At 47.1% G+C, this 18,768-nt stretch carries 19 protein-coding genes; 2 read left to right on the top strand and 17 right to left on the bottom strand.

Features of this window, described 5'->3' with window-relative positions; translation table 11 throughout:
- Window positions 1–139: 139 nt before the first annotated feature.
- Both ICL80_RS12650 and ICL80_RS12655 read right to left on the bottom strand, forming a co-directional pair.
- Window positions 140–1,435 carry an alpha/beta hydrolase family protein gene (locus ICL80_RS12650; protein ID WP_194212811.1) on the bottom strand — a complete coding sequence of 432 codons (1,296 nt, stop codon included), beginning with the start codon at window positions 1,433–1,435 and terminating at the stop codon, window positions 140–142.
- A 267-nt stretch (window positions 1,436–1,702) separates the two neighbouring features.
- Window positions 1,703–2,539: an alpha/beta fold hydrolase gene (locus ICL80_RS12655; RefSeq protein ID WP_194212813.1), complete on the bottom strand. Its 837-nt coding sequence runs from the start codon at window positions 2,537–2,539 to the stop codon at window positions 1,703–1,705.
- A 285-nt stretch (window positions 2,540–2,824) separates the two neighbouring features.
- On the opposite strand from ICL80_RS12655, the gene ICL80_RS12660 reads away from it, so the two are divergent.
- Complete coding sequence (locus ICL80_RS12660; RefSeq protein ID WP_194212815.1) at window positions 2,825–3,400, top strand: TetR/AcrR family transcriptional regulator; 576 nt, start codon at window positions 2,825–2,827, stop codon at window positions 3,398–3,400.
- Here ICL80_RS12660 and dmpG read toward each other — a convergent pair.
- The 13 genes from dmpG to ICL80_RS12725 all read right to left on the bottom strand — a co-directional run bounded on the left by dmpG (window position 3,397) and on the right by ICL80_RS12725 (window position 15,637).
- Window positions 3,397–4,413, bottom strand: coding sequence for a 4-hydroxy-2-oxovalerate aldolase (gene dmpG / locus ICL80_RS12665; RefSeq protein WP_194212817.1), 1,017 nt, complete (start codon window positions 4,411–4,413; stop codon window positions 3,397–3,399). The genes ICL80_RS12660 and dmpG overlap by 4 nt on opposite strands.
- 10 nt (window positions 4,414–4,423) lie before the next feature.
- A complete protein-coding gene (locus ICL80_RS12670) occupies window positions 4,424–5,365 on the bottom strand; it encodes an acetaldehyde dehydrogenase (acetylating) (RefSeq protein ID WP_380082431.1) in 942 nt (313 codons plus the stop codon).
- A 6-nt stretch (window positions 5,366–5,371) separates the two neighbouring features.
- Window positions 5,372–6,145, bottom strand: coding sequence for a 2-keto-4-pentenoate hydratase (locus tag ICL80_RS12675; protein ID WP_194212832.1), 774 nt, complete (start codon window positions 6,143–6,145; stop codon window positions 5,372–5,374).
- Entirely contained in the window at window positions 6,138–7,664 is a 1,527-nt protein-coding gene (locus tag ICL80_RS12680) for a class I adenylate-forming enzyme family protein (protein WP_194212834.1), read from the bottom strand. Before ICL80_RS12680 ends, ICL80_RS12675 begins: the two co-directional genes overlap by 8 nt.
- 13 nt (window positions 7,665–7,677) lie before the next feature.
- Window positions 7,678–8,682, bottom strand: a complete 1,005-nt coding sequence (locus ICL80_RS12685) for an NAD(P)H-dependent flavin oxidoreductase (protein ID WP_194212836.1) — start codon at window positions 8,680–8,682, stop codon at window positions 7,678–7,680.
- A gap of 9 nt (window positions 8,683–8,691) precedes the next feature.
- Window positions 8,692–9,510, bottom strand: a complete 819-nt coding sequence (hcaB, locus tag ICL80_RS12690) for a 3-(cis-5,6-dihydroxycyclohexa-1,3-dien-1-yl)propanoate dehydrogenase (RefSeq protein WP_194212838.1) — start codon at window positions 9,508–9,510, stop codon at window positions 8,692–8,694.
- An 11-nt stretch (window positions 9,511–9,521) separates the two neighbouring features.
- Window positions 9,522–10,070, bottom strand: coding sequence for a 3-phenylpropionate/cinnamic acid dioxygenase subunit beta (locus ICL80_RS12695; RefSeq protein WP_228073506.1), 549 nt, complete (start codon window positions 10,068–10,070; stop codon window positions 9,522–9,524).
- Window positions 10,057–11,427, bottom strand: coding sequence for an aromatic ring-hydroxylating oxygenase subunit alpha (locus ICL80_RS12700; RefSeq protein ID WP_194212847.1), 1,371 nt, complete (start codon window positions 11,425–11,427; stop codon window positions 10,057–10,059). Before ICL80_RS12700 ends, ICL80_RS12695 begins: the two co-directional genes overlap by 14 nt.
- 10 nt (window positions 11,428–11,437) lie before the next feature.
- Window positions 11,438–12,274, bottom strand: a complete 837-nt coding sequence (locus ICL80_RS12705) for a DODA-type extradiol aromatic ring-opening family dioxygenase (RefSeq protein ID WP_194212849.1) — start codon at window positions 12,272–12,274, stop codon at window positions 11,438–11,440.
- 1 nt (window position 12,275) lies between these two features.
- Window positions 12,276–12,536 carry an extradiol ring-cleavage dioxygenase gene (locus ICL80_RS12710; RefSeq protein WP_194212851.1) on the bottom strand — a complete coding sequence of 87 codons (261 nt, stop codon included), beginning with the start codon at window positions 12,534–12,536 and terminating at the stop codon, window positions 12,276–12,278.
- A 14-nt stretch (window positions 12,537–12,550) separates the two neighbouring features.
- Window positions 12,551–13,378 (bottom strand): alpha/beta fold hydrolase, encoded by an 828-nt coding sequence (locus ICL80_RS12715; protein WP_194212853.1) that lies wholly within the window; start codon window positions 13,376–13,378, stop codon window positions 12,551–12,553.
- 307 nt (window positions 13,379–13,685) lie between these two features.
- The gene (gene fghA, locus ICL80_RS12720) at window positions 13,686–14,531 is read right to left on the bottom strand and encodes an S-formylglutathione hydrolase (protein WP_194212855.1); all 846 of its coding nucleotides are present in this window, start codon (window positions 14,529–14,531) and stop codon (window positions 13,686–13,688) included.
- Window positions 14,531–15,637 (bottom strand): S-(hydroxymethyl)glutathione dehydrogenase/class III alcohol dehydrogenase, encoded by a 1,107-nt coding sequence (locus tag ICL80_RS12725; RefSeq protein ID WP_194212857.1) that lies wholly within the window; start codon window positions 15,635–15,637, stop codon window positions 14,531–14,533. The genes fghA and ICL80_RS12725 overlap by 1 nt, the downstream gene beginning before the upstream one ends.
- 116 nt (window positions 15,638–15,753) lie before the next feature.
- Here ICL80_RS12725 and ICL80_RS12730 point away from each other — a divergent pair, with 116 nt between their 5' ends.
- Entirely contained in the window at window positions 15,754–16,629 is an 876-nt protein-coding gene (locus ICL80_RS12730) for a LysR family transcriptional regulator (RefSeq protein WP_194212859.1), read from the top strand.
- Window positions 16,630–16,641: 12 nt separating this feature from the next.
- Here ICL80_RS12730 and ICL80_RS12735 read toward each other — a convergent pair whose 3' ends face one another.
- Together ICL80_RS12735 and ICL80_RS12740 are read right to left on the bottom strand one after the other, a co-directional pair.
- Window positions 16,642–17,568 (bottom strand): hydroxymethylglutaryl-CoA lyase, encoded by a 927-nt coding sequence (locus tag ICL80_RS12735; RefSeq protein WP_194212861.1) that lies wholly within the window; start codon window positions 17,566–17,568, stop codon window positions 16,642–16,644.
- 16 nt (window positions 17,569–17,584) lie between these two features.
- Window positions 17,585–18,751 (bottom strand): isovaleryl-CoA dehydrogenase, encoded by a 1,167-nt coding sequence (locus ICL80_RS12740; protein ID WP_194212863.1) that lies wholly within the window; start codon window positions 18,749–18,751, stop codon window positions 17,585–17,587.
- Window positions 18,752–18,768: the final 17 nt, after the last annotated feature.

The raw sequence follows: 18,768 nt of genomic DNA on the forward strand, positions 1-18,768 counted from the left end.
CCAGCCTTGGCCATACTCAATTATTTTTACCCCAGTGACACCTTTCGTATCGCTTAAGGAGGAAACGCTCTTTGCCTAACCGGATTCAAATTTGATAAAAACGTCTGGCCCCATAATCCAGCAGCGTTAAAAAATACCTCTACTGATTATCTGCCCACCAGCGCGCTACTCCCGATGGGTCATGTTCTACCATTTCTGGATACGCCGCGTATACATCAGTGGGGAATGCGGATTGCTGCGCACGCAAGTGCTTATCAAAGAACTCAAGTGTCGCCTCATTAATGGCAGCAATGCCTTTTTCCCTACCAATGCCGCCATATACACTTGCCCTAAACGGTGAGCGCGCAAGCAAGTGCAAGTCCATCAACCCCAAATGTCTCATGCCCCGTAAATGCATTCTATAAATATCTGCTCTTTGCCCCATTGTCGCATATTTTTCATAAGCATAATCTGTTGGATTAAAGCTTTTATCCTTGACCTGAAATGAATTAAACGGCTGGTCTGTGAGCACCATCAGTAAGGCGGCATTTATTTCCTGATCATAAAGACTGAAGTCAAAGTTTTCACCATCAAGGTTAACCGCTGCAACGCAGGTGTCCTCGATATGGCAAAATGTAGCTGCCATTGTGCCACCAAATGACATGCCAACAGCGCCTATTTTTGAAAAATCTGTATGCTCAGAAATGGCAACAATCCGGGCGGGCACTTTATTCTCCCGCAGCGAACTGGTTACAAACAGCATGTCATCACGCCATGCTTCAAAACTTTCGTAAAGCCGGTGCTCTTTAACTACTTTCTCTAAGGCAGGAATGGCCGCAACACGCGCACCGTGTGTATCTGACCCCATGAAGGCAGTCAGCGCGCCTACCAAGGCATCGTCCTTGGCCCCAGCAGTTTCATCATCTGTCGCCTCAAAATACGGTACCGCCTTCGTTCCATCAGAGAACAATACTGTAGATGAATCGCCTATATGAGACATACTAGCAACAACATAGCCATGGCTTGCAAGTTGCTCCATAAGTGCCGTATTTTGTGACAGATAACTCCAAAATCCATGGCTAAATACGACAAAAGGGAACGGTTTATCAGTTGTTGCTATAGGTGCAGCCTCATAACTGTTTGTTCCAACTGAAGACAAATGCATATATATAAACGCTGGCTCACCAAAATTCTTTGCCAGACTAACCCCTTGATAAAGCCCCTGTGCCCGGCTCCAGTAGAGGCTTTTATCCAAACCAGCCACAGTTTTTGCTGGGTACCAAATCCTTACTTTTATGCGCCGCGCCGTATCCTTATCTTCCCCTAAAACACCCTTGCGGCTTTCATCAACCAACTCATATTCCTGCATACCGACGGCATAGCTACCGGTTGGTTCTGGCAAAGAAAAAATTGGGAAAAAATAGAATGGTAAAACAGCACAAAAAGTACAAATCAAACCACCCCCTAACATTAGGTTCCTTGATAACACTGAAGTGGGTTTATCTTTAACAAAGCTGAAAACCAGCATAAAAACAAACAGTAAACAAGCACCAAGAACCGCCTGCCAATGCAGGTGATACAGCGATATAGCAGCCCCTATCACAGAAAGTGAAAAAAAACCCCACACAAAAGGCTTTTTGTGCGGCCAGAACAAAAAAGCAAATAAAGCTGATAACAACCCTAAAATTATAAGAATATCTGAAAATGGCATTACTTTACTCCATCATTCACTTTCACCCATGCTACACCGCTTACCATGTTCACCAAGAACTGCATTAGCATCAGCACCTGCATCCAAAGCATATTGCACCGCTTCTGTTATTATGTCCGGCTGATCCCACGGCACCATATGGCCACTCTTCTCTGCAAACAAATGCTTACCGTTGCTATGCTCAACAAGCGCACTGTGTCCTTCCTGCCAACCAGCGACAATTGCACTATCCAAGCCGCTTGAGACCTTACCTGCCGTTATAACAGCAACAGGAACACCGCAAACAACAGGGTATTGCCGCATTATTTCGTGGGTTCTAACATAACCATGCCCCATACGTAGGTTGCTAAGCTGCTTTTTATCAGGCTCGGCTACATCGTTGCGTTTCAGCACCCTGCTCTGCAATTCACCAGCGCCAAACGCGTCTATACCTTTAGTGGTAACCACATCCACATAAACAAGCCCTTTCACATCACCTGGGTATATGTTGGAATATAGCTGAATCAGATACCCACCGTAAGAATGCCCCACCAGATACAGGTTTTCAGAATACCCAAGCGCATAAAGGCCGCCGTGTAAGCGCACCATTTCATTATGCACATCGTAGTCAGTGTCTAAGCCATCACTTTCGCCTTTACCTTCCCTGTCATAGCTTATGACAGTAGCACCCGTTGCTGCAGCAAGGTCAGGTGCATACGTATCCCATTCTTCGGCACCAAAGCCTGCCCCAGATTCAAGCAGCACAACCTTTTCATTGCCTTTATAAACCTTGAAATGGAGTTTCCCGCCGAGCACATTTACAAAAACATCATCAGGTTCTGCAGCATGGGTAGATAATGACTCAACCATCAGGACTACTATAAATAGCCCTATTTTAAAAACCCTGCGCATATTGTGCCCTTCCAGAAATAACCCACCATAACGGATAAGGTTACAGCTATGCAAAACTACAGCTTTGCATAAAGGTTGATAAACTTAACCATTTTGCGTGCCGCATTAAATTTATGGATTAACACACTGTAAAAGAACATACTTTTCAGATTAAATACTAGGCCACACAGTATTTCTTTGCTAGATTTTAAAATCGACAATACTCTAGCTTATATGCAGGTAATAAAAGGTATGGGAACCAAGGTGACCGCTAAAAAAAAGATCCCAAAACTAGACGAGGAAACATGGGTGCATTCAGCCCTTCGCCTGCTTGCAAAATCTAACATTGAAGGCGTCTCGATTGATGTTCTCGCACGCAATTTCGGCGTGACCAAAGGCAGTTTTTATCACCATTTCCAAAACCGGGGTGAGCTACTTAAAAAGATGCTGGATATGTGGATGGCCAATACCACATTTGGCATCATTACCCGCATCAACACCTCATCACGTGACCCAAAACAGCGCTTGCTCGATTTGCTAGAGCTACCCTCACGAACGGCACCAGAAAAATTGGGCTGGGAAACAGAACTAGCGATCCGTAGTTGGGCCAGACGCGATGCCCTTGCCCTTCAAACTATTATTGATGTTGACCGGGTACGATTTGACTATACCAAAAGACTATTTCTTGATCTTGAGTTTGCCGAAGAAGAAGCCACAGTGCGAGCTAATATGGCACTCGCTTATCTTTTGGGTGAATCTCTCCTTTCCACCAGTATTCATTCAACTGATGTCAGAAAAGCAAGCGCAAGAAATCTGTGGCAAAAACTTGTAACTATTTAGGCTTCTTTAGCTTTCAGTAAATCGAGCGCCACATCCACAATCATATCCTCTTGCCCGCCCACCATCTTTCTGGCACCTAGTTCGACGAGAATTTCTCTAACATCAAGGCCGTATGTTTGTGCCACCTTTTCTGCATGACGCAAGAAACTGGAATACACGCCGGCATAACCAAGGCTTAAGGTTTCTCTATCAACTCTTACAGGCCTGTCCTGCAGGGGGCGAACAAGTTCTTCTGCTGCATCCATTAAGGCAAATAAATCGCAGCCATGCTGCCACCCTAACCGGTCAGCCGCTGCGATAAATACTTCAAGGGGCGCATTACCTGCTCCCGCGCCCATGCCGGTAAGGCTGGCATCAACACGAACAGCGCCATTCTGTACTGCAACAATCGAATTTGCCACGCCCAGCGAAAGGTTATGATGGGCATGGATGCCGCGTTCTATCTCAGGTTTCAAAACTTTATCAAAAGCTTGCAGGCGCGCGGCAATATCATCCATATTCTGTGCGCCGCCGCTATCCACAACATATATTGTTGTTGCACCGTAACTTTCCATGAGTTTAGCTTGCTGCGCCAAAACATCGGGGGCAGACATATGGCTCATCATTAAAAAACCAATTGTGTCCATTCCCAAGGATCTGGCTGTTTCTATATGCTGCCGGGCAACATCAGCTTCCGTACAGTGTGTGGCAATACGAACAGATCGCACGCCGAGGCTGTATGCCTGCTTTAGATCATGGATGGTCCCAATTCCCGGCAACAACAAGGTTGTAAGAACCGCCTTTTCTATAACCTCAGCAGCTGCTTCCAGCCATTCACAATCCGTATGGCTACCAAAACCATAATTGAAGCTAGAACCACTAAGGCCGTCGCCGTGAGCCACTTCAATAGCATCTACTCCAGCAGCATCCAGTGCTTTAGCAATCTTTTTAACGTGATCAATGCTATAGTTATGACGAATTGCATGCATGCCATCACGCAGCGTGACGTCTTGTATATAAAGCTTCTTCTGCATTGGATTCCCTCTATGCTGCTGCTTTTAGCATCAATGTTGCAATCTGTGTCGCGGTGCCCAGTGCTGCAGATGTCATAATATCAAGGTTACCAGCATACGCAGGCAAATAGTGAGCTGCCCCTTCAACCTCGAGAAAAACTAAGGTTTTTAGGCCTTCAAAAGTACCAAAGCCCGGAATTGTAAGCGGATTATTAGACCTAAAATGTTCAAACTGAACCTTTTGTTTTAGGCGGTAACCCGGCACATACTCTTGCACCCGCTGCACCATTGCCTCGATAGAGGTTTCAATAACCGTTTCATCAGCACTCTTAGACAGAGTTAACACTGTATCCCGCATTAAAAGCGGTGGCTCTGCCGGATTAAGAACAATAATAGCTTTACCCCGATCGGCCCCCCCCACCTGTTCAATCGCCCGTGCTGTTGTTTCCGTAAACTCATCAATATTTGCTCTGGTGCCAGGTCCCGCTGACTTTGATGCGATAGAGGCAACAATTTCGGCATAATAAACATGGGAAACGCTGCTCACAGCCGCAACAATTGGAATTGTTGCCTGCCCACCACATGTCACCATATTAACATTTGGCTCTTTTAGGTTCGCTGCCATATTCACAACCGGTACAGTATAAGGCCCAATTGCAGCGGGTGTTAGATCAATCATTGTTTTCCCGTAATGGCGACAAAGACTATCATGATATTGATGTGCGCCCGCAGATGTGGCATCAAAAACAATACCAATCTCTTTAAAAACCGGGTAGGCAACCAAGCCATCAAAACCTGTATCGACAGTATGAACTCCCATACGAGAAGCTCTCGCCAAACCTTCTGATGTGGCATCAATCCCAACAAGAGCGACGATTTCAAGCGGGCCATCTGATCTCAGTATTTTTATCATCAGGTCAGTACCAATGTTTCCTGAGCCAATGATAGCGCACTTAATTTTTGCCACGTTCAGTTTTCCTTAAACAAGAGTGAAGCCAACAGGCAAGAAACCACTAATACTCGCCAACACGTGATCACCTTTTTTAAGGGAGTGCATAGGCCCAAGGGCGCCAGACAGAATTATATCCCCAGCTTTCAGGCTTTCACCTCGTGTGGTTAACGCCTCTATCAACCAAAGCACAGCGTTTAAGGGATGCCCTAAACAGTCTGATCCTTTACCAGTCGATACAGTTTTGCCGTCCACAGACATCGACATTATACAGCCCGCCAAATCAGCATTGGGAAGTTTTACTCGGTCATTACCAAGCACATAGAGGCCGCAAGAAGCATTATCCCCAATAGTATCTCCGATAGAAAGCTTCCACCCTTCAATCGCACTATCTACAATTTCAATTGCAGCACAAGCATGGCTTATAAAGCTTGGCAAATCATCCATAGCCATTTGCTGGTTGATGTCTTTTGCCAGTACAAAAGCGATTTCAGCCTCTGCTTTCGGCTGCATTAATCGGCTAGCGGGCACATAGCTTCCTGATTCATAGGCCATGTCCTCATAAAGTGTACCAAAATCCGGCACCCCAACCCCAAGCTGAGTTTGCACGGCTTTCGAGGTGAGACCAATTTTATGACCAGAAATGATGCGACCATCCGCAACATACTGGCTTTTTACAAGCTTTTGAACATTATACCCGTCTTCCAACGATACGATTTTATGACTTACACTGATTTGAGGAATTGGGCGGCCAGCCCTTCTTGCCTCTAAAACAACAGTTGCCGCAGCTTGTATATTATCCATTTTTAAAAGCCTTTTTAGCAGCCAACATTTTTGCAAGAGAGAGCCTGTCTTGCTTATTTGCTGGTGTTTTCGGAATGGTATCTACTACAAAAATATACTTAGGGATTTTATAAGCGGCTAATCTCTCTGCACAAAATGCCCGGACCTTTTCCTCAGAAATATCAGTTTCACAAGTCAAACATGAAACCACTGCCTCACCAGTTCTTTCATCTGGAATACCGAGAGTACATGCCTCTTTAATTTCTGGTAGTGCAAGCAGCAAATCATCAATTTCACGGGGATACACCTTATAGCCGGATACATTGATCATTTCTTTCGTGCGGCCCGTTAAAAATAAATAACCTTCTGCATTAACGTAGCCTACATCCCCAGTTTCAAGCCAACCATTTGATAATACAGCATTAGTTTCCGCTGAATTATTGTAATATGCCACCATGCACTGTTCGCCAGAGACATACACATCCCCAATTTCCCCTGCAGCAAGAACACTGCGTGTATCATGATGCCTAATTTCTATTTTGACTCCCGCACCTGCTTTACCCACACTCCCCGGTACATTGCCGTCATCCGGCCCATTTGAGGTAATCGGCGCCATTTCTGTCATACCGTAGGCTTCCGTAATTGGAACACCGGTTATACTGAGCCACATATGGAGTAAAGCTTCAGAGAAAGGCGCACCGCCACCACCACAAATACGTAAAGCCTTATAGGCATTTCTATTGAACTGTTCATTTGCAAGTAAGGCTGCATAAACGGCAGGTGGACCACCAGACAGAACTGTGACCTGATGGCTTTTCATCGCCGCGATAGAGCTATCTGTCTGAAAAGGGTATCCCATTACGTTTGTGGCTCTGGAATATATTGGGCATAATGCACAAAATAAAAAACCGTACACATGAAACATAGGTGATATACTAAGCCATGTTTCTTGCCCTGTATTTGTGGGCCATGCATGCTCCATCCCAATAACCGAGGCCATCACACTTTTAAACGTGTGCTCAACAGCTTTTGCCTTGCCTGTTGTCCCCCCAGTAAAGAGAAAAAGCGATGTATCAGTCGCCTCTCTAATCTTTGCAGGGTTGAAGCCAAGCTGATACTTTCTGTTATTTTGAAAAACCGTCTGCTCTAAAATAACCAAGCGTATAGTGCTCTCAAGGGCGCTAAACTTGTCGACATAGTCAGTGGTTGTTAGGATAACATCCGGCATAACCATGTTCATCTGGCTAACCAACGCAGGCGGTGGCTGCAACACATTATGCACAGAAACTTTACAGCCCTCGAACCAGCCCCCAAACACAGCGGCCACAAACAAAGCAGAGTTAGGTAAAGCAACAGCTACTTTCATAGCTCCCTCCGCCTGCCAGTGAATTATATCTGAAATAACAATCGCACCCGCCACAAAATCACGGTAACTGATCTGCCTATCCCCTTCAACAAAAGCTATTCTAGTACTGTGCGTATCTGCCGCAGCTAATAGCATTTCAACCGGGTTCACAAATAAGGGCTTTGCATGTGGCATGGTATGCTCCTGTTTAAAAAGCTTTAATGCGGTTTTGCCGTATATCGAGCATTTGCTTTTCAGCCGTTAACACTGCCTCATAATCGGAGATAAGTTGCTGAATGATTTCCCTAACTGGCTGCACCTTTGTAACTTGCCCAATAGCCTGACCAGCACTCCAAATGTTTTTCCAGCTTTTCTGGTCTGCTATTGTGCCAGAGAAATCTATTCTTGCGGCTTGGGTCATGTCTTCCGGTGATAAACCTGCTTTTTCAAGGCTTTCATTCATCCAATTACCGAGTGCGCCAGTAATTGCTTTTGATTGTGTTAACCCTTCCATCTTGCATCGCACCACCATATCGCGGTAGTCATCCACCACCATGCTTTCAGGTGTCGCGATAAAGGTTGACCCCATATAGGCAAAGTCCGCACCTAGTATTTCTACCGCCCGAATGGCACGGGCATTAGCAATCGCCCCAGACAGAATGACCGGCCCATCAAAGAAAGATCTTACTTCCTCTATAAACGCAAAATGGGAATAACTGCCTGTATGTCCGCCAGCACCACTGCATATAAGGATAAGGCCGTCCGCTCCTGCATCAACCGCTTTGCGAGCATATTTAGGGCTGTTCACATCTGCAAAAACCAGCCCGCCATAATCATGCACTGGCGCCACTACTTTCTGTGGCCCGCCTAAAGCCGTGATAATCATATCTGGCTGATATTCAGCAATTAACGCCAGTTCATCATCCATACGACTATAACTGCTGTGGGTTACCATATTCATCGCCCACGGCGCTGGCTTCTCCCCTGCCTGCTCTGCAGCCGTAAGCGTGGTTTTTATGGTCTCTAACCAATTCTTCAAATCATTCACCGTGCGCGCATTCGGGGCAGGAAACGCTCCCATAATGCCCGCCCGGCAGGCTTCAGTAACCATAAGCGGTGTTGAAACCAAAAACATGGGAGCTACAATAAGTGGAAGCCTCATCCGTGCTTTCATCGCGGAAAGCTTTTGCTCAATGTAAGCTGCATCTGTCATTGTGTGTCCTTACTCTGCACTATTTTTGGGGCGTCGGCGACCACCGCCGCGCACTACAAGCCCGCCGTCACTGGGGATAATGGCACCGGTCATAAACCCAGACTGTTCGCGGCAAGCCAAAAGCGTGTAAATAGCCGTGTGGTGGTGCGGTTCAGATAAGAAACCAAGTGGCACGGTTTTGGCTACCATGTCTGCAAAACCGGGTACTGCATCAAGGCGCTGGGTGTTACCTTCACTGTCCGGCACACCGCCGAGGGGCGTGTTCGTACCGCCGGGGGCCACAGCATTTACCCGCACATCGGGTGCCAATTCAAAGGCCAATTGTTTTACAAGGCCTACAAGGGCATGCTTCGATGCCACATAAACGGCACCACCCCCGCCCGCATAAAAGCTACTGCTGGAAGCAGAAAATATCAGGCTACCCTTACTAGCCCTCAAGGCGCTTGCTGCCGCATGGGCACCGTATAAGTTGCCTTTAACATTGATATCGAAAATATAATTGTAAGTCTTTTCAAGCTCGCTTGCTGGCATATCCTCAAACGGCTTGAAAAAATCATAAACACCCGCATTGGCGACAAACACATCCAGTTTGCCAAAGTGATCAAGGGCTGCTTGCACCACACGTTCATTATCGCGGTAATTGGTTACATCCCCTTGCACAACAGGTACGCTGTCACCGTATGACCTGCGAAGCGCATCTATACCCTTTTGGCCGCGTTGCAGCACAACCACTTGCGCCCCTTCAGTCAAGTATTTATCAACAACCGCAAGGCCAATGCCTGTTCCGCCCCCTGTTACCACCACCACATAATTTTCAAGACACCCCATGCCTGATCCCCTTAAAAAAATGTGTTGATGTTTTTGGCCAACAACACATTCTGTGCAACCAGAATGGTGCGGCGAGCAATTTTAAGGCTTCCGCTTACTTCACGCAGAATATCTTGCCGGCGCCCAAAGATGGTTTCGGTGTCTGTTTCGCGGCTGTTGCGGTAATTTACAAAAACCGAATGTACTTCATATTCGTTGGCTTTTTTTGTGTGGAATGCCTCAACATTGCTAATCGTGTGAAGGTGCCGCACGCGTGGGTTTTCTGTCCATGCGGTTGGCACACCAAAGCGTTTCACTCGACGGGCAAGATCTTTATGATAATCATCAAAAAAAGCCATCCGGCTTTCATGAAAAACGCCTTCGCGGTCATCCCGGTAGCGGTTTTCCATAGACGGCATCCAGTAATGAATATCCTCTGTTACCAAAGCAAACCAAGCGTCATAGGCTTCGCTGTCCAGAAGCCGGGCTTCTGCATATAAAAATTGCTCAAGGGTATGATGCAAGCTCGGCACAACTTTCTGCCGTGTGGCATCCACCGTCGTTATATCAGCGATCATCATTGCCCACCTCCCTTTGCTGGCGGGCGCTTCTGTCCGGCAGGTCATGCCAGTTGCCGGTGGTCATTAAATCTTGCCAGCGCTGATAAAAAAGCCGCTGATTGGCATCATTCAATGAGCCTCGGTGGATAATGCCCGGAAAATCAGTATCCGCAAGTTCTGACCCTAACCCCATACTGTAACAAAGCTTTTGCTTCCGAGTAATCACCCCAGCATTGGCGCGGGTTGAAAATTCCCAGTTTTCGCCGTCATCCATTTCAAACACACCGGCCGGGGAGAATGTCATCATACTGCCACGGCGGTACGCTTCTTTAACCTCTGCTGGCATGTTTTTATTCACCAGTGTCCAGCTATAAAGTTCTATTTTATCTGGGCCTTTGGGTTGCCAAACACGGAATGTGTTTTGCCCCGGTAAAAATGAAAAATTTGGGAATACAGTTGCGGATGAAATAGCACCAATCATGCGCGCACGTTCAGCACCTAACCGTGCCTCAAAAATATCCCACCGGCTGCGAAGATAATCCTCTATCACCGGCTCACCCAGCGTTCTGGTGTTACCAAATTTATCAAGGCTGGTTTCAATACCATGCCCGTTTGAAGAAGCATGAATAGCCTGATCTTGACGAGCGAGCTTTACCGGGGCGTTCGCGATAGCTTGCGCACCGCTATCGTGGGTCCATTCTGCATGATAAATGTCACCCGCAAAATTATCGGCAGCAAACTTCCAGTTTGCTTTCATCACAGATTTCACACAGCCCGGCAAAAATTCCGTACCGCCTTCATCATTATCCAGCAGCACATCCATATACCATGCAAAATGGCCTAAATAATCCCGCAAGGAAGGGGCTTCAGTATCAAACGTTGCAAAGACAAGGCCCTTATAGGTATCAAGCTGCGCTACTTGCATCAGGCCGTGGTTACATTTTTTAAAACCCGGTGTATTTGCATATAATTTAGCTTGCGGCATTCCTTTCAGGCTACCGTCTGTACCGAAAGCCCAGCCGTGATAATTGCAAATAAACCCGCGTGCCGTGCCCTGCCCCGCAAATGTCACCCTATTGCCCCGGTGCGGGCAGCTGTTTAAAAACGCCTTGATACTGCCATCCAACTGCCGAATAACAATAACCTGATCTTCCCCCATATAGGTGGTAACAAAATCACCCTTATTGGGGATCTGGCTTTCATGGGCCAAAAACAACCAGCACCGCGCAAATATCTGCTCTAGTTCAGTTTCGTAAATGCTTCTATCCCAGAAAATACGGCGATCAACAGCACCCGTATCTACATCAATCAAACCTTTCAGGTGCTGATTATTCACGGCCTTTGCATACTGGGCTTGCCACTGTTTGCTGTCATCCATCGCTATATCCTCAAGAACCACTGGCTGGGGTGATTTCAACAAAAGCCATGCCTGTGATCCAGGCCTTGACGGGCTCATAAGCGATCAACTTACAAACCGGGTCTTTCACCGATCCAAGCGCACACAGCATTTGGCGAATTTCCAGTTCCCCTTCGCCGCCATTTTCAAGGATCACATCATCAGGAAGGTCCAGAATAGGGGCAAAGTTGCTGTCTTCAATCCACCCCAGCAACTTGCGATCAAATTCTTCATTGATACTGCCCATACGCGCACTGCCAACCCAGTGGCTAAAGCCCCCAGACCCGATCACAGCCACACGGCGATTATCAGGAAAGGCTTCGACCGCAGCGCGAATTTCTGCCCCAAGCCTAAAGCAACGCTTCAGGTTAATGCGGGGTTCCACCGCTGCGTTCAGATAAACTGGGATAGTTTTGACCGCCTCAAGCGGCTTCACCAGCAAAAAGTGTGGGATCGTGATCGCATGATCAACAACGATGGATTTTGCCACAGACCAGTCTGTCGTATTTTCCTCACCGTGCTGAAGAATATGCTCTGCCAGCGCGGCATCAACCGCATGGTCATAACGCGGTAAATCCGGAAATTTTTCGATCGGCCCCTGCACATCACCCACTGCCATTAACATTTTGGGCAAGTTGCTTGGGCCAAACAGGATAAAGTGATCTGCCCCCACAATAATCACTGTATCGCACTCAAGTTCCGCGATCCGCTTTGAAACATAAGAAAAAGCATCCATGACGCGCTGTTCTTGCGCGGCATCACCGCGCCCTTTATGGGTGAATATCAGCGGTGCATGCGGCACCAGAAAACCACCAACGACCTGTCCCATTTTATGTTTCCCCCTGCATACGCTTCATATAGGTGCCCATATGCCGCGTTGGTTCCACCTGAATCCAGTACCCCATAAGCGCGAGCGGGCTAACGCCCAGCTCCGCAAGCTTTTTCACATCAAAAGTGGTAATCAGTTCCTGCTCTTCTGCCGTCAGGTTATATCCCGCAAGAAAGCGTGCTGCATCTTCACGGAACTTCTGCTTTGCATCCCGGTTTACACCCAGATCATAAACCACACGTTCCAGCCTATTCACATTCATTGGTTATGCTTTCCCTATGCAGCCAAAAAATCACTCAACAATTTTTTAAACTGCTGGCTTCGCTCTAGCTGGACCCAGTGGCCACACTGGCCAAACATATGTAATTCTGCCCGTGGGATAGCCTCAAAAATGCGGCGTCCGCACTCAGGCGGCACAACCCGGTCTTCCCGGCCATGCACCACAAGGGCTTCACATTTAATGCCGGTCAGATATTTTTGCGGGAAGCCCTTCACAATTGTATCCCGGCCTTCTTCTGGCGGCGGCATAAGCTTACGAAAGGCTTCATGTGCCCCTTCTCTGATACTGGCTTCATAACGCGCCTCTACCATCGCGTCCGTGATGATGCCTTTGTCATAAGGGAAGTTTTCAACAAGCTTGCGCATATTCTCAAGCGACGGTTCATACGTAAGCCCGGCATAAAGCCCATCAGATATTTGGAATTCACCGCACGGCGTTCCCATCAGCATGATTTTTTCAACGCGGTCAGCCTGCGACAAGGCCATGGCTATAGAAAGGGCACCGCCAAAAGAATTACCAACCAGTACGGCTTTTTCAATTTCAAGGGCATCCATCACAGCAACCAGATGCTGCACCCAGAACTTGATGTCATACTTGGTACCATCTTTCAGTTCGGTATACCCAAAGCCCGCAATATCAGGGGCATATACTTTGTAGTTTTCTGCAAGTTCCCCGATCAAGCCTGCCCAGTTTGACCAAGCAGAAACACCGGGGCCCGAACCGTGCAATAATATGACCGGCCGCCCGCTACCCGCCACATGAACATTGGTTTTATGACCAAGCGCGAATACCTCCACGCGGTCCTCAAAGGCAATAGCTACCATCGATGATCTCTCCAATATTAAAAACTGGCTTCCCCGGCCAAACTCAGAAATATCATTGAAAATACATACTGTATAGTATTTTATGCATAAAAAATATTTATCTTTATATATCAAATAACTATATCAATAAATTAGAATAAAAATTATTTTTATTTAAAAAAATTTTTAAATTATATAAATAAAAATACTTTATAGTATTTTTTGAATCAGCCAGCCTACAAAAGCCAAAACCCAAAGAATTTCGCTTTAAAAAAAGCCCGCATGAAACATCATGCAGGCTTTTAAAGTTTATAATGAAAGGTGCGTATTATGCAGTTAATACTCCAGCATGATGCCTCAAGTGGTCTTCCATGAATGTTGCTATAAAAAAGTAGCCATGGTCATACCCTTCATGTCGTCGTAACTTCAATTGCTGCCCTGTAGCCTCGCATGCATCTTCAAACAGCTCTGGCTTCAGTTGGCCCTCCATAAAATTATCAGCAAGCCCCTGATCTATCAAAATTTCAGTATCCACCGAGCCAAGCTTTCGCAGCAATGCACAAGCATCATATTCTGCCCATACGTTTGGATTATCACCTAAATAGCCAGGAAGTGCTTTTTGCCCCCAAGGGCATTTCATCGGTGCAACAATAGGTGAAAATGCAGAAACAGACTTATAAACATCCTGATTTTTCAAAAAGAGGGTTAAGGCCCCGTGCCCCCCCATTGAGTGACCGGTAATACCTTGCTTTTCCATATCTGCCGCAGCAAAATTCGCGGCAATAACACTAGGCAGTTCTTTTGTAATATAGCTATACATCTTGAAATGCTCAGCCCACGGCTTTTCTGTTGCGTCTACATAAAAGCCTGCGCCTTGCCCAAAATCATATTCCTCTACATTTGGAACACCCTCGCCGCGCGGGCTGGTATCTGGGCATATGATCATTAGGCCAAGCTCACTTGCCACACGCTGAAAACCAGCCTTAACGGTTGCGTTATCTTCCGTGCATGTAAGACCAGAAAGGTACCAGAGAACCGGCACCTTACCTTCTTGTGCTTGCGGCGGCATATAAACAGAAAAGCGCATGTCGCACTTCAACGTTTCCGCTGTGTGTTTATAATACCCCTGAACACCACCAAATGATGCCGTTTCGCTGATAACTTCATAGGACATTAGAATTCTACCACACTACGGATGCTTTCGCCCGCATGCATCAGGTCAAACGCCTTATTGATATCACTCAATGGCATTTTATGGGTGATCAGATCATCAATATTGATCTTGCCGTCCATGTACCAATCAACGATTTTGGGCACGTCAGTGCGGCCACGCGCACCGCCAAAGGCAGACCCACGCCAAACACGGCCAGTAACCAACTGGAACGGACGGGTGGAGATTTCCTGCCCAGCGCCCGCCACGCCAATAATGATGCTTTCGCCCCAGCCCTTGTGGCAGCACTCAAGTGCCTGACGCATGGTGTTCACATTACCAATACACTCAAAACTATAGTCTGCGCCGCCGTTAGTGAGGTCCATGATCGCCTCAATAAGGTTTTCAGTTTTCTTGGGGTTAATAAAATGGGTCATGCCAAACTTTTTGGCCATTTCCACTTTGCTCTCATTGATATCGATACCAACGATGCGGTTAGCCCCCACCATCCGCGCACCCTGAATAACATTCAAGCCGATGCCGCCAAGGCCAAACACAACCACATTTGAGCCCGGTTCCACTTTCGCGTCAAACGCTACAGCACCTACACCCGTTGTAACACCACAACCAATGTAGCAAATCTTGTCAAACGGCGCGTCTTCACGCACTTTTGCAAGGGCAATTTCTGGTAAAACTGTGTGATTAGAGAATGTTGAACAGCCCATATAGTGAAGGATCGGTTTGCCATCGATACTGAACCGGCTGGTACCATCTGGCATCAGCCCCTGCCCTTGTGTTGAGCGTATGCTTTGGCACAGGTTGGTTTTGGGGTGCAGACAGTAATCACACTCGCGGCACTCTGGTGTGTAGAGCGGAATAACATGATCACCCGGCTTAAGGCTTTTAACACCCTCACCCACCTCAAGCACAACACCCGCACCTTCATGACCAAGAATGGCCGGAAACGCACCCTCTGGGTCATCACCGGACAATGTGAAAGCATCTGTGTGGCACACGCCTGTCGCCTTCACTTCAACCAGTACTTCGCCAGCCTTTGGGCCCTCAAGATCAACATCTTCAATGCTAAGAGGCTTACCCGCGCCCCATGCTACCGCAGCTTTCGTTTTCATGCTTATGTTGCCTTTTCTAAACTGAATAAAACTAAATTTGCGTAAGATTATAATTGTTACAGGCTTAGTACAAATGTTACATATGTAAAAACTGAATTACTGTATGGAAATAATAAATGCCTCAATGGGACGGTGTGGAAGAATTCGTAGCAGTCGCAGAAGCTGGCAGCTTTACAGGAGCGGCAAAGGCTTTAGGAGTTTCAAATGCGCATATCAGCCGCGCTGTAGCAAAGCTTGAAACAAAAACACAGACCCGCCTTTTTAACCGCACCACTCGTTCACTGGCGCTTACATACAGAGGGGAAGTTTTACTTGAACCTTTTAGACAACTTATTGAAGACCGTGACACAGCCCTTGCCATGATTGCGGCAGACAGCGCCCCCCGCGGTGAGCTGCGCATAACGTGCTCCCCTGCAATTGCCCATCATTTCCTCATGCCTATCGCACGGCAATATGTTCAGGACTTTAAAGATTTATCTATCTGGATAGACATTTCCAACAAGATGGTGGACTTGATCGGTGAAGGATTTGATCTGGCTATTCGCACCGGTCATTTGCCAGATTCAAGACTGATTGCCACCAAACTGGGATCAAGGCGTTTATGCACCTGTGCATCAAAAAACTACTTTAAAATAAATGGTTACCCCTCCTCTATCAATGACCTGAGAAACCATAATTGCTTACTGGGTACAAACCCGGTTTGGCATTTCCAAACATCCGGGGAAAAAGTAAATTTTCAGCCCAAAGGAAATTGGCGCTGCAATAGCGGTGACGGTGTTGTTGAAGCCGTCTTAGGAGATATGGGTATTTGTCAGCTACCAGAGCATTACATTAAAAAACATCTGGATAGCGGCGAGGTTGAACTGGTGTTGGATGACAACCGCATCAACGACGAACCTATATGGGCCGTTTACCCCCATAGAAAGCACTTGCTGCCCAAAATCAAAAAACTGATAGATCTTTTAAAAACTGCAATGGAAACCCCATTATAAGCAATTAGATAGCTAGGGTAGCCGCGGAAAACCACCAGCATGGGCCACCATAGACGGCACAGGCCTGCCAAGTATTTCTTCCACCCATGCAGACAAATTTATAAGCGCATCAAGGTCAACATCTGTTTGCACTCCCGACCTATCAAGCATGTACAAAAGATCTTCCGTACCAATATTACCCGTAGCCCTAGGCGCAAAAGGGCAGCCCCCAAGGCCCGCGATTGAGCTGTCCAAAACTCTAACCCCTGCCTGATAGGCAGCCCATGCATTTGCGATACCGGTATTTCGAGTGTTATGGAAATGCGCCCGCAGGGGAACATCAGGCAGCTCTGCTTTTAGCGCACTAAACAGATCATACACCTGCATGGGGGTTGCAACACCAATGGTGTCAGCTATTGCAATCTCGCGCGGGTTTGCTGCTGCCAGTTCTTTAGCCATATCAACCACTGCTTGTGCTGATATTTCACCATCAAAAGGACAGCCAAAAGCAACAGAGATTGTCACCTGTGCCTTCACACCGTCGCGGTGTGCCAGCTGAATAATTTCTTTAGCAACCTCAACAGACTCCGCACGGGTCTGGCCCTGATTTTTTTGCCCAAAGCCATCTGATGCCGTTGCTACACAGCCAACTTCATCAACGCCGCGCTTGTTGCCATCCCGGGTTGCAAGTGCCCGCATATAGCCCCGCTTATTTAAAACAAGACCAATATATTCAACACTATTATCATCAGGGAGGCCCGCAACAACAGCTTCAGCATCCGCCATTTGGGGTACAAGTTTGGGGTGAACAAAACTTGCCACCTCAAGGCGCTTCAAGCCCGCATCCATAGCCTTTGTTAAAAGCGTAAGCTTTTGGTCAGTAGAAAAGGATACCTGTTCATTTTGCAGCCCATCACGCGCACCAACTTCAACAATTTCCACACGTGCATCTACACTCATCAGGTATCCTCTTTTCTTAAGCAGTTTCGTCGAACAGGCTACGCCCAATCAGCATACGGCGAATTTCAGACGTGCCTGCGCCAATTTCATAAAGCTTGGCATCACGCCAAAAACGCCCTACCGGGTACTCGTTAATATACCCATTGCCGCCAAGTGTTTGAATAGCCTCTCCTGCCATCCATGTTGCTTTTTCTGCCGCAAACAAAATACAGCCTGCTGCATCCTTACGGGTTGTTTCACCGCGATCACATGCGGTTGCCACAGCATAAACATAAGCCCGTGCTGCACCCCAAACCGAGTACATATCAGCGAGTTTGCCCTGCATCAACTGAAAGGTGCCAATTGGTTTACCAAACTGCTGGCGATCATGAACATAAGGAATAACCGTATCAAGGCAAGAACGCATGATACCTAGCGGACCACCAGAAAGCACGACACGCTCGTAGTCAAGCCCGGACATCAAAACATTAACACCTCGGCCTTCTTCACCAACAATATTCTCAAAAGGCACAAAGCAGTTTTCAAATACCAGTTCGCCCGTGTGCGAACCACGCATGCCAAGCTTGTCAAGCTTCTGCGCTGTTGAGAAACCTTCCATGCCTTTTTCAATAATAAAGGCTGTAATGCCTTTTGGACCTGCTTCCATATTGGTTTTTGCGTAAACCACCAGTACGTCTGCATCCGGGCCGTTTGTAATCCACATCTTGCTTCCGTTAAGTAAAAAGCCGTCATTACGCTTTTCAGCTTTCAAACGCATAGACACCACATCAGAACCTGAACCCGGCTCAGACATGGCCAAAGCGCCCACATGCTCACCTGTGATAAGCTTAGGTAAATACTTGGCTTTTTGCTCTGCACTGGCATTTTTTGTGAGCTGGTTTACACACAGATTAGAATGCGCACCGTAACTTAGACCAATACTGGCAGAGGCCCGGCTGATTTCTTCCATGGCAATAACATGCGCCAAATAGCCCATATCTGCGCCGCCAAACTCTTCTGGGGCCGTCATCCCCAAAATGCCAAGCTCGCCCATTTTCTCCCAAAGGTCTGCTGGAAAATGCCCTTCAGCATCAATAGCCTCTGCACGCGGCATAATTTCATCATCAGCAAAACGGGCAACCGTTTCACGCAGCATGGTTATTTCTTCGCTGTGGTCAAACTTGAGGTGCGGAAACTCAAACATGGTATGTATACCTCTGT

The organism is Kordiimonas pumila (assembly GCF_015240255.1).
In the GTDB taxonomy this organism is placed as follows: Bacteria; Pseudomonadota; Alphaproteobacteria; order Sphingomonadales; family Kordiimonadaceae; genus Kordiimonas; species Kordiimonas pumila.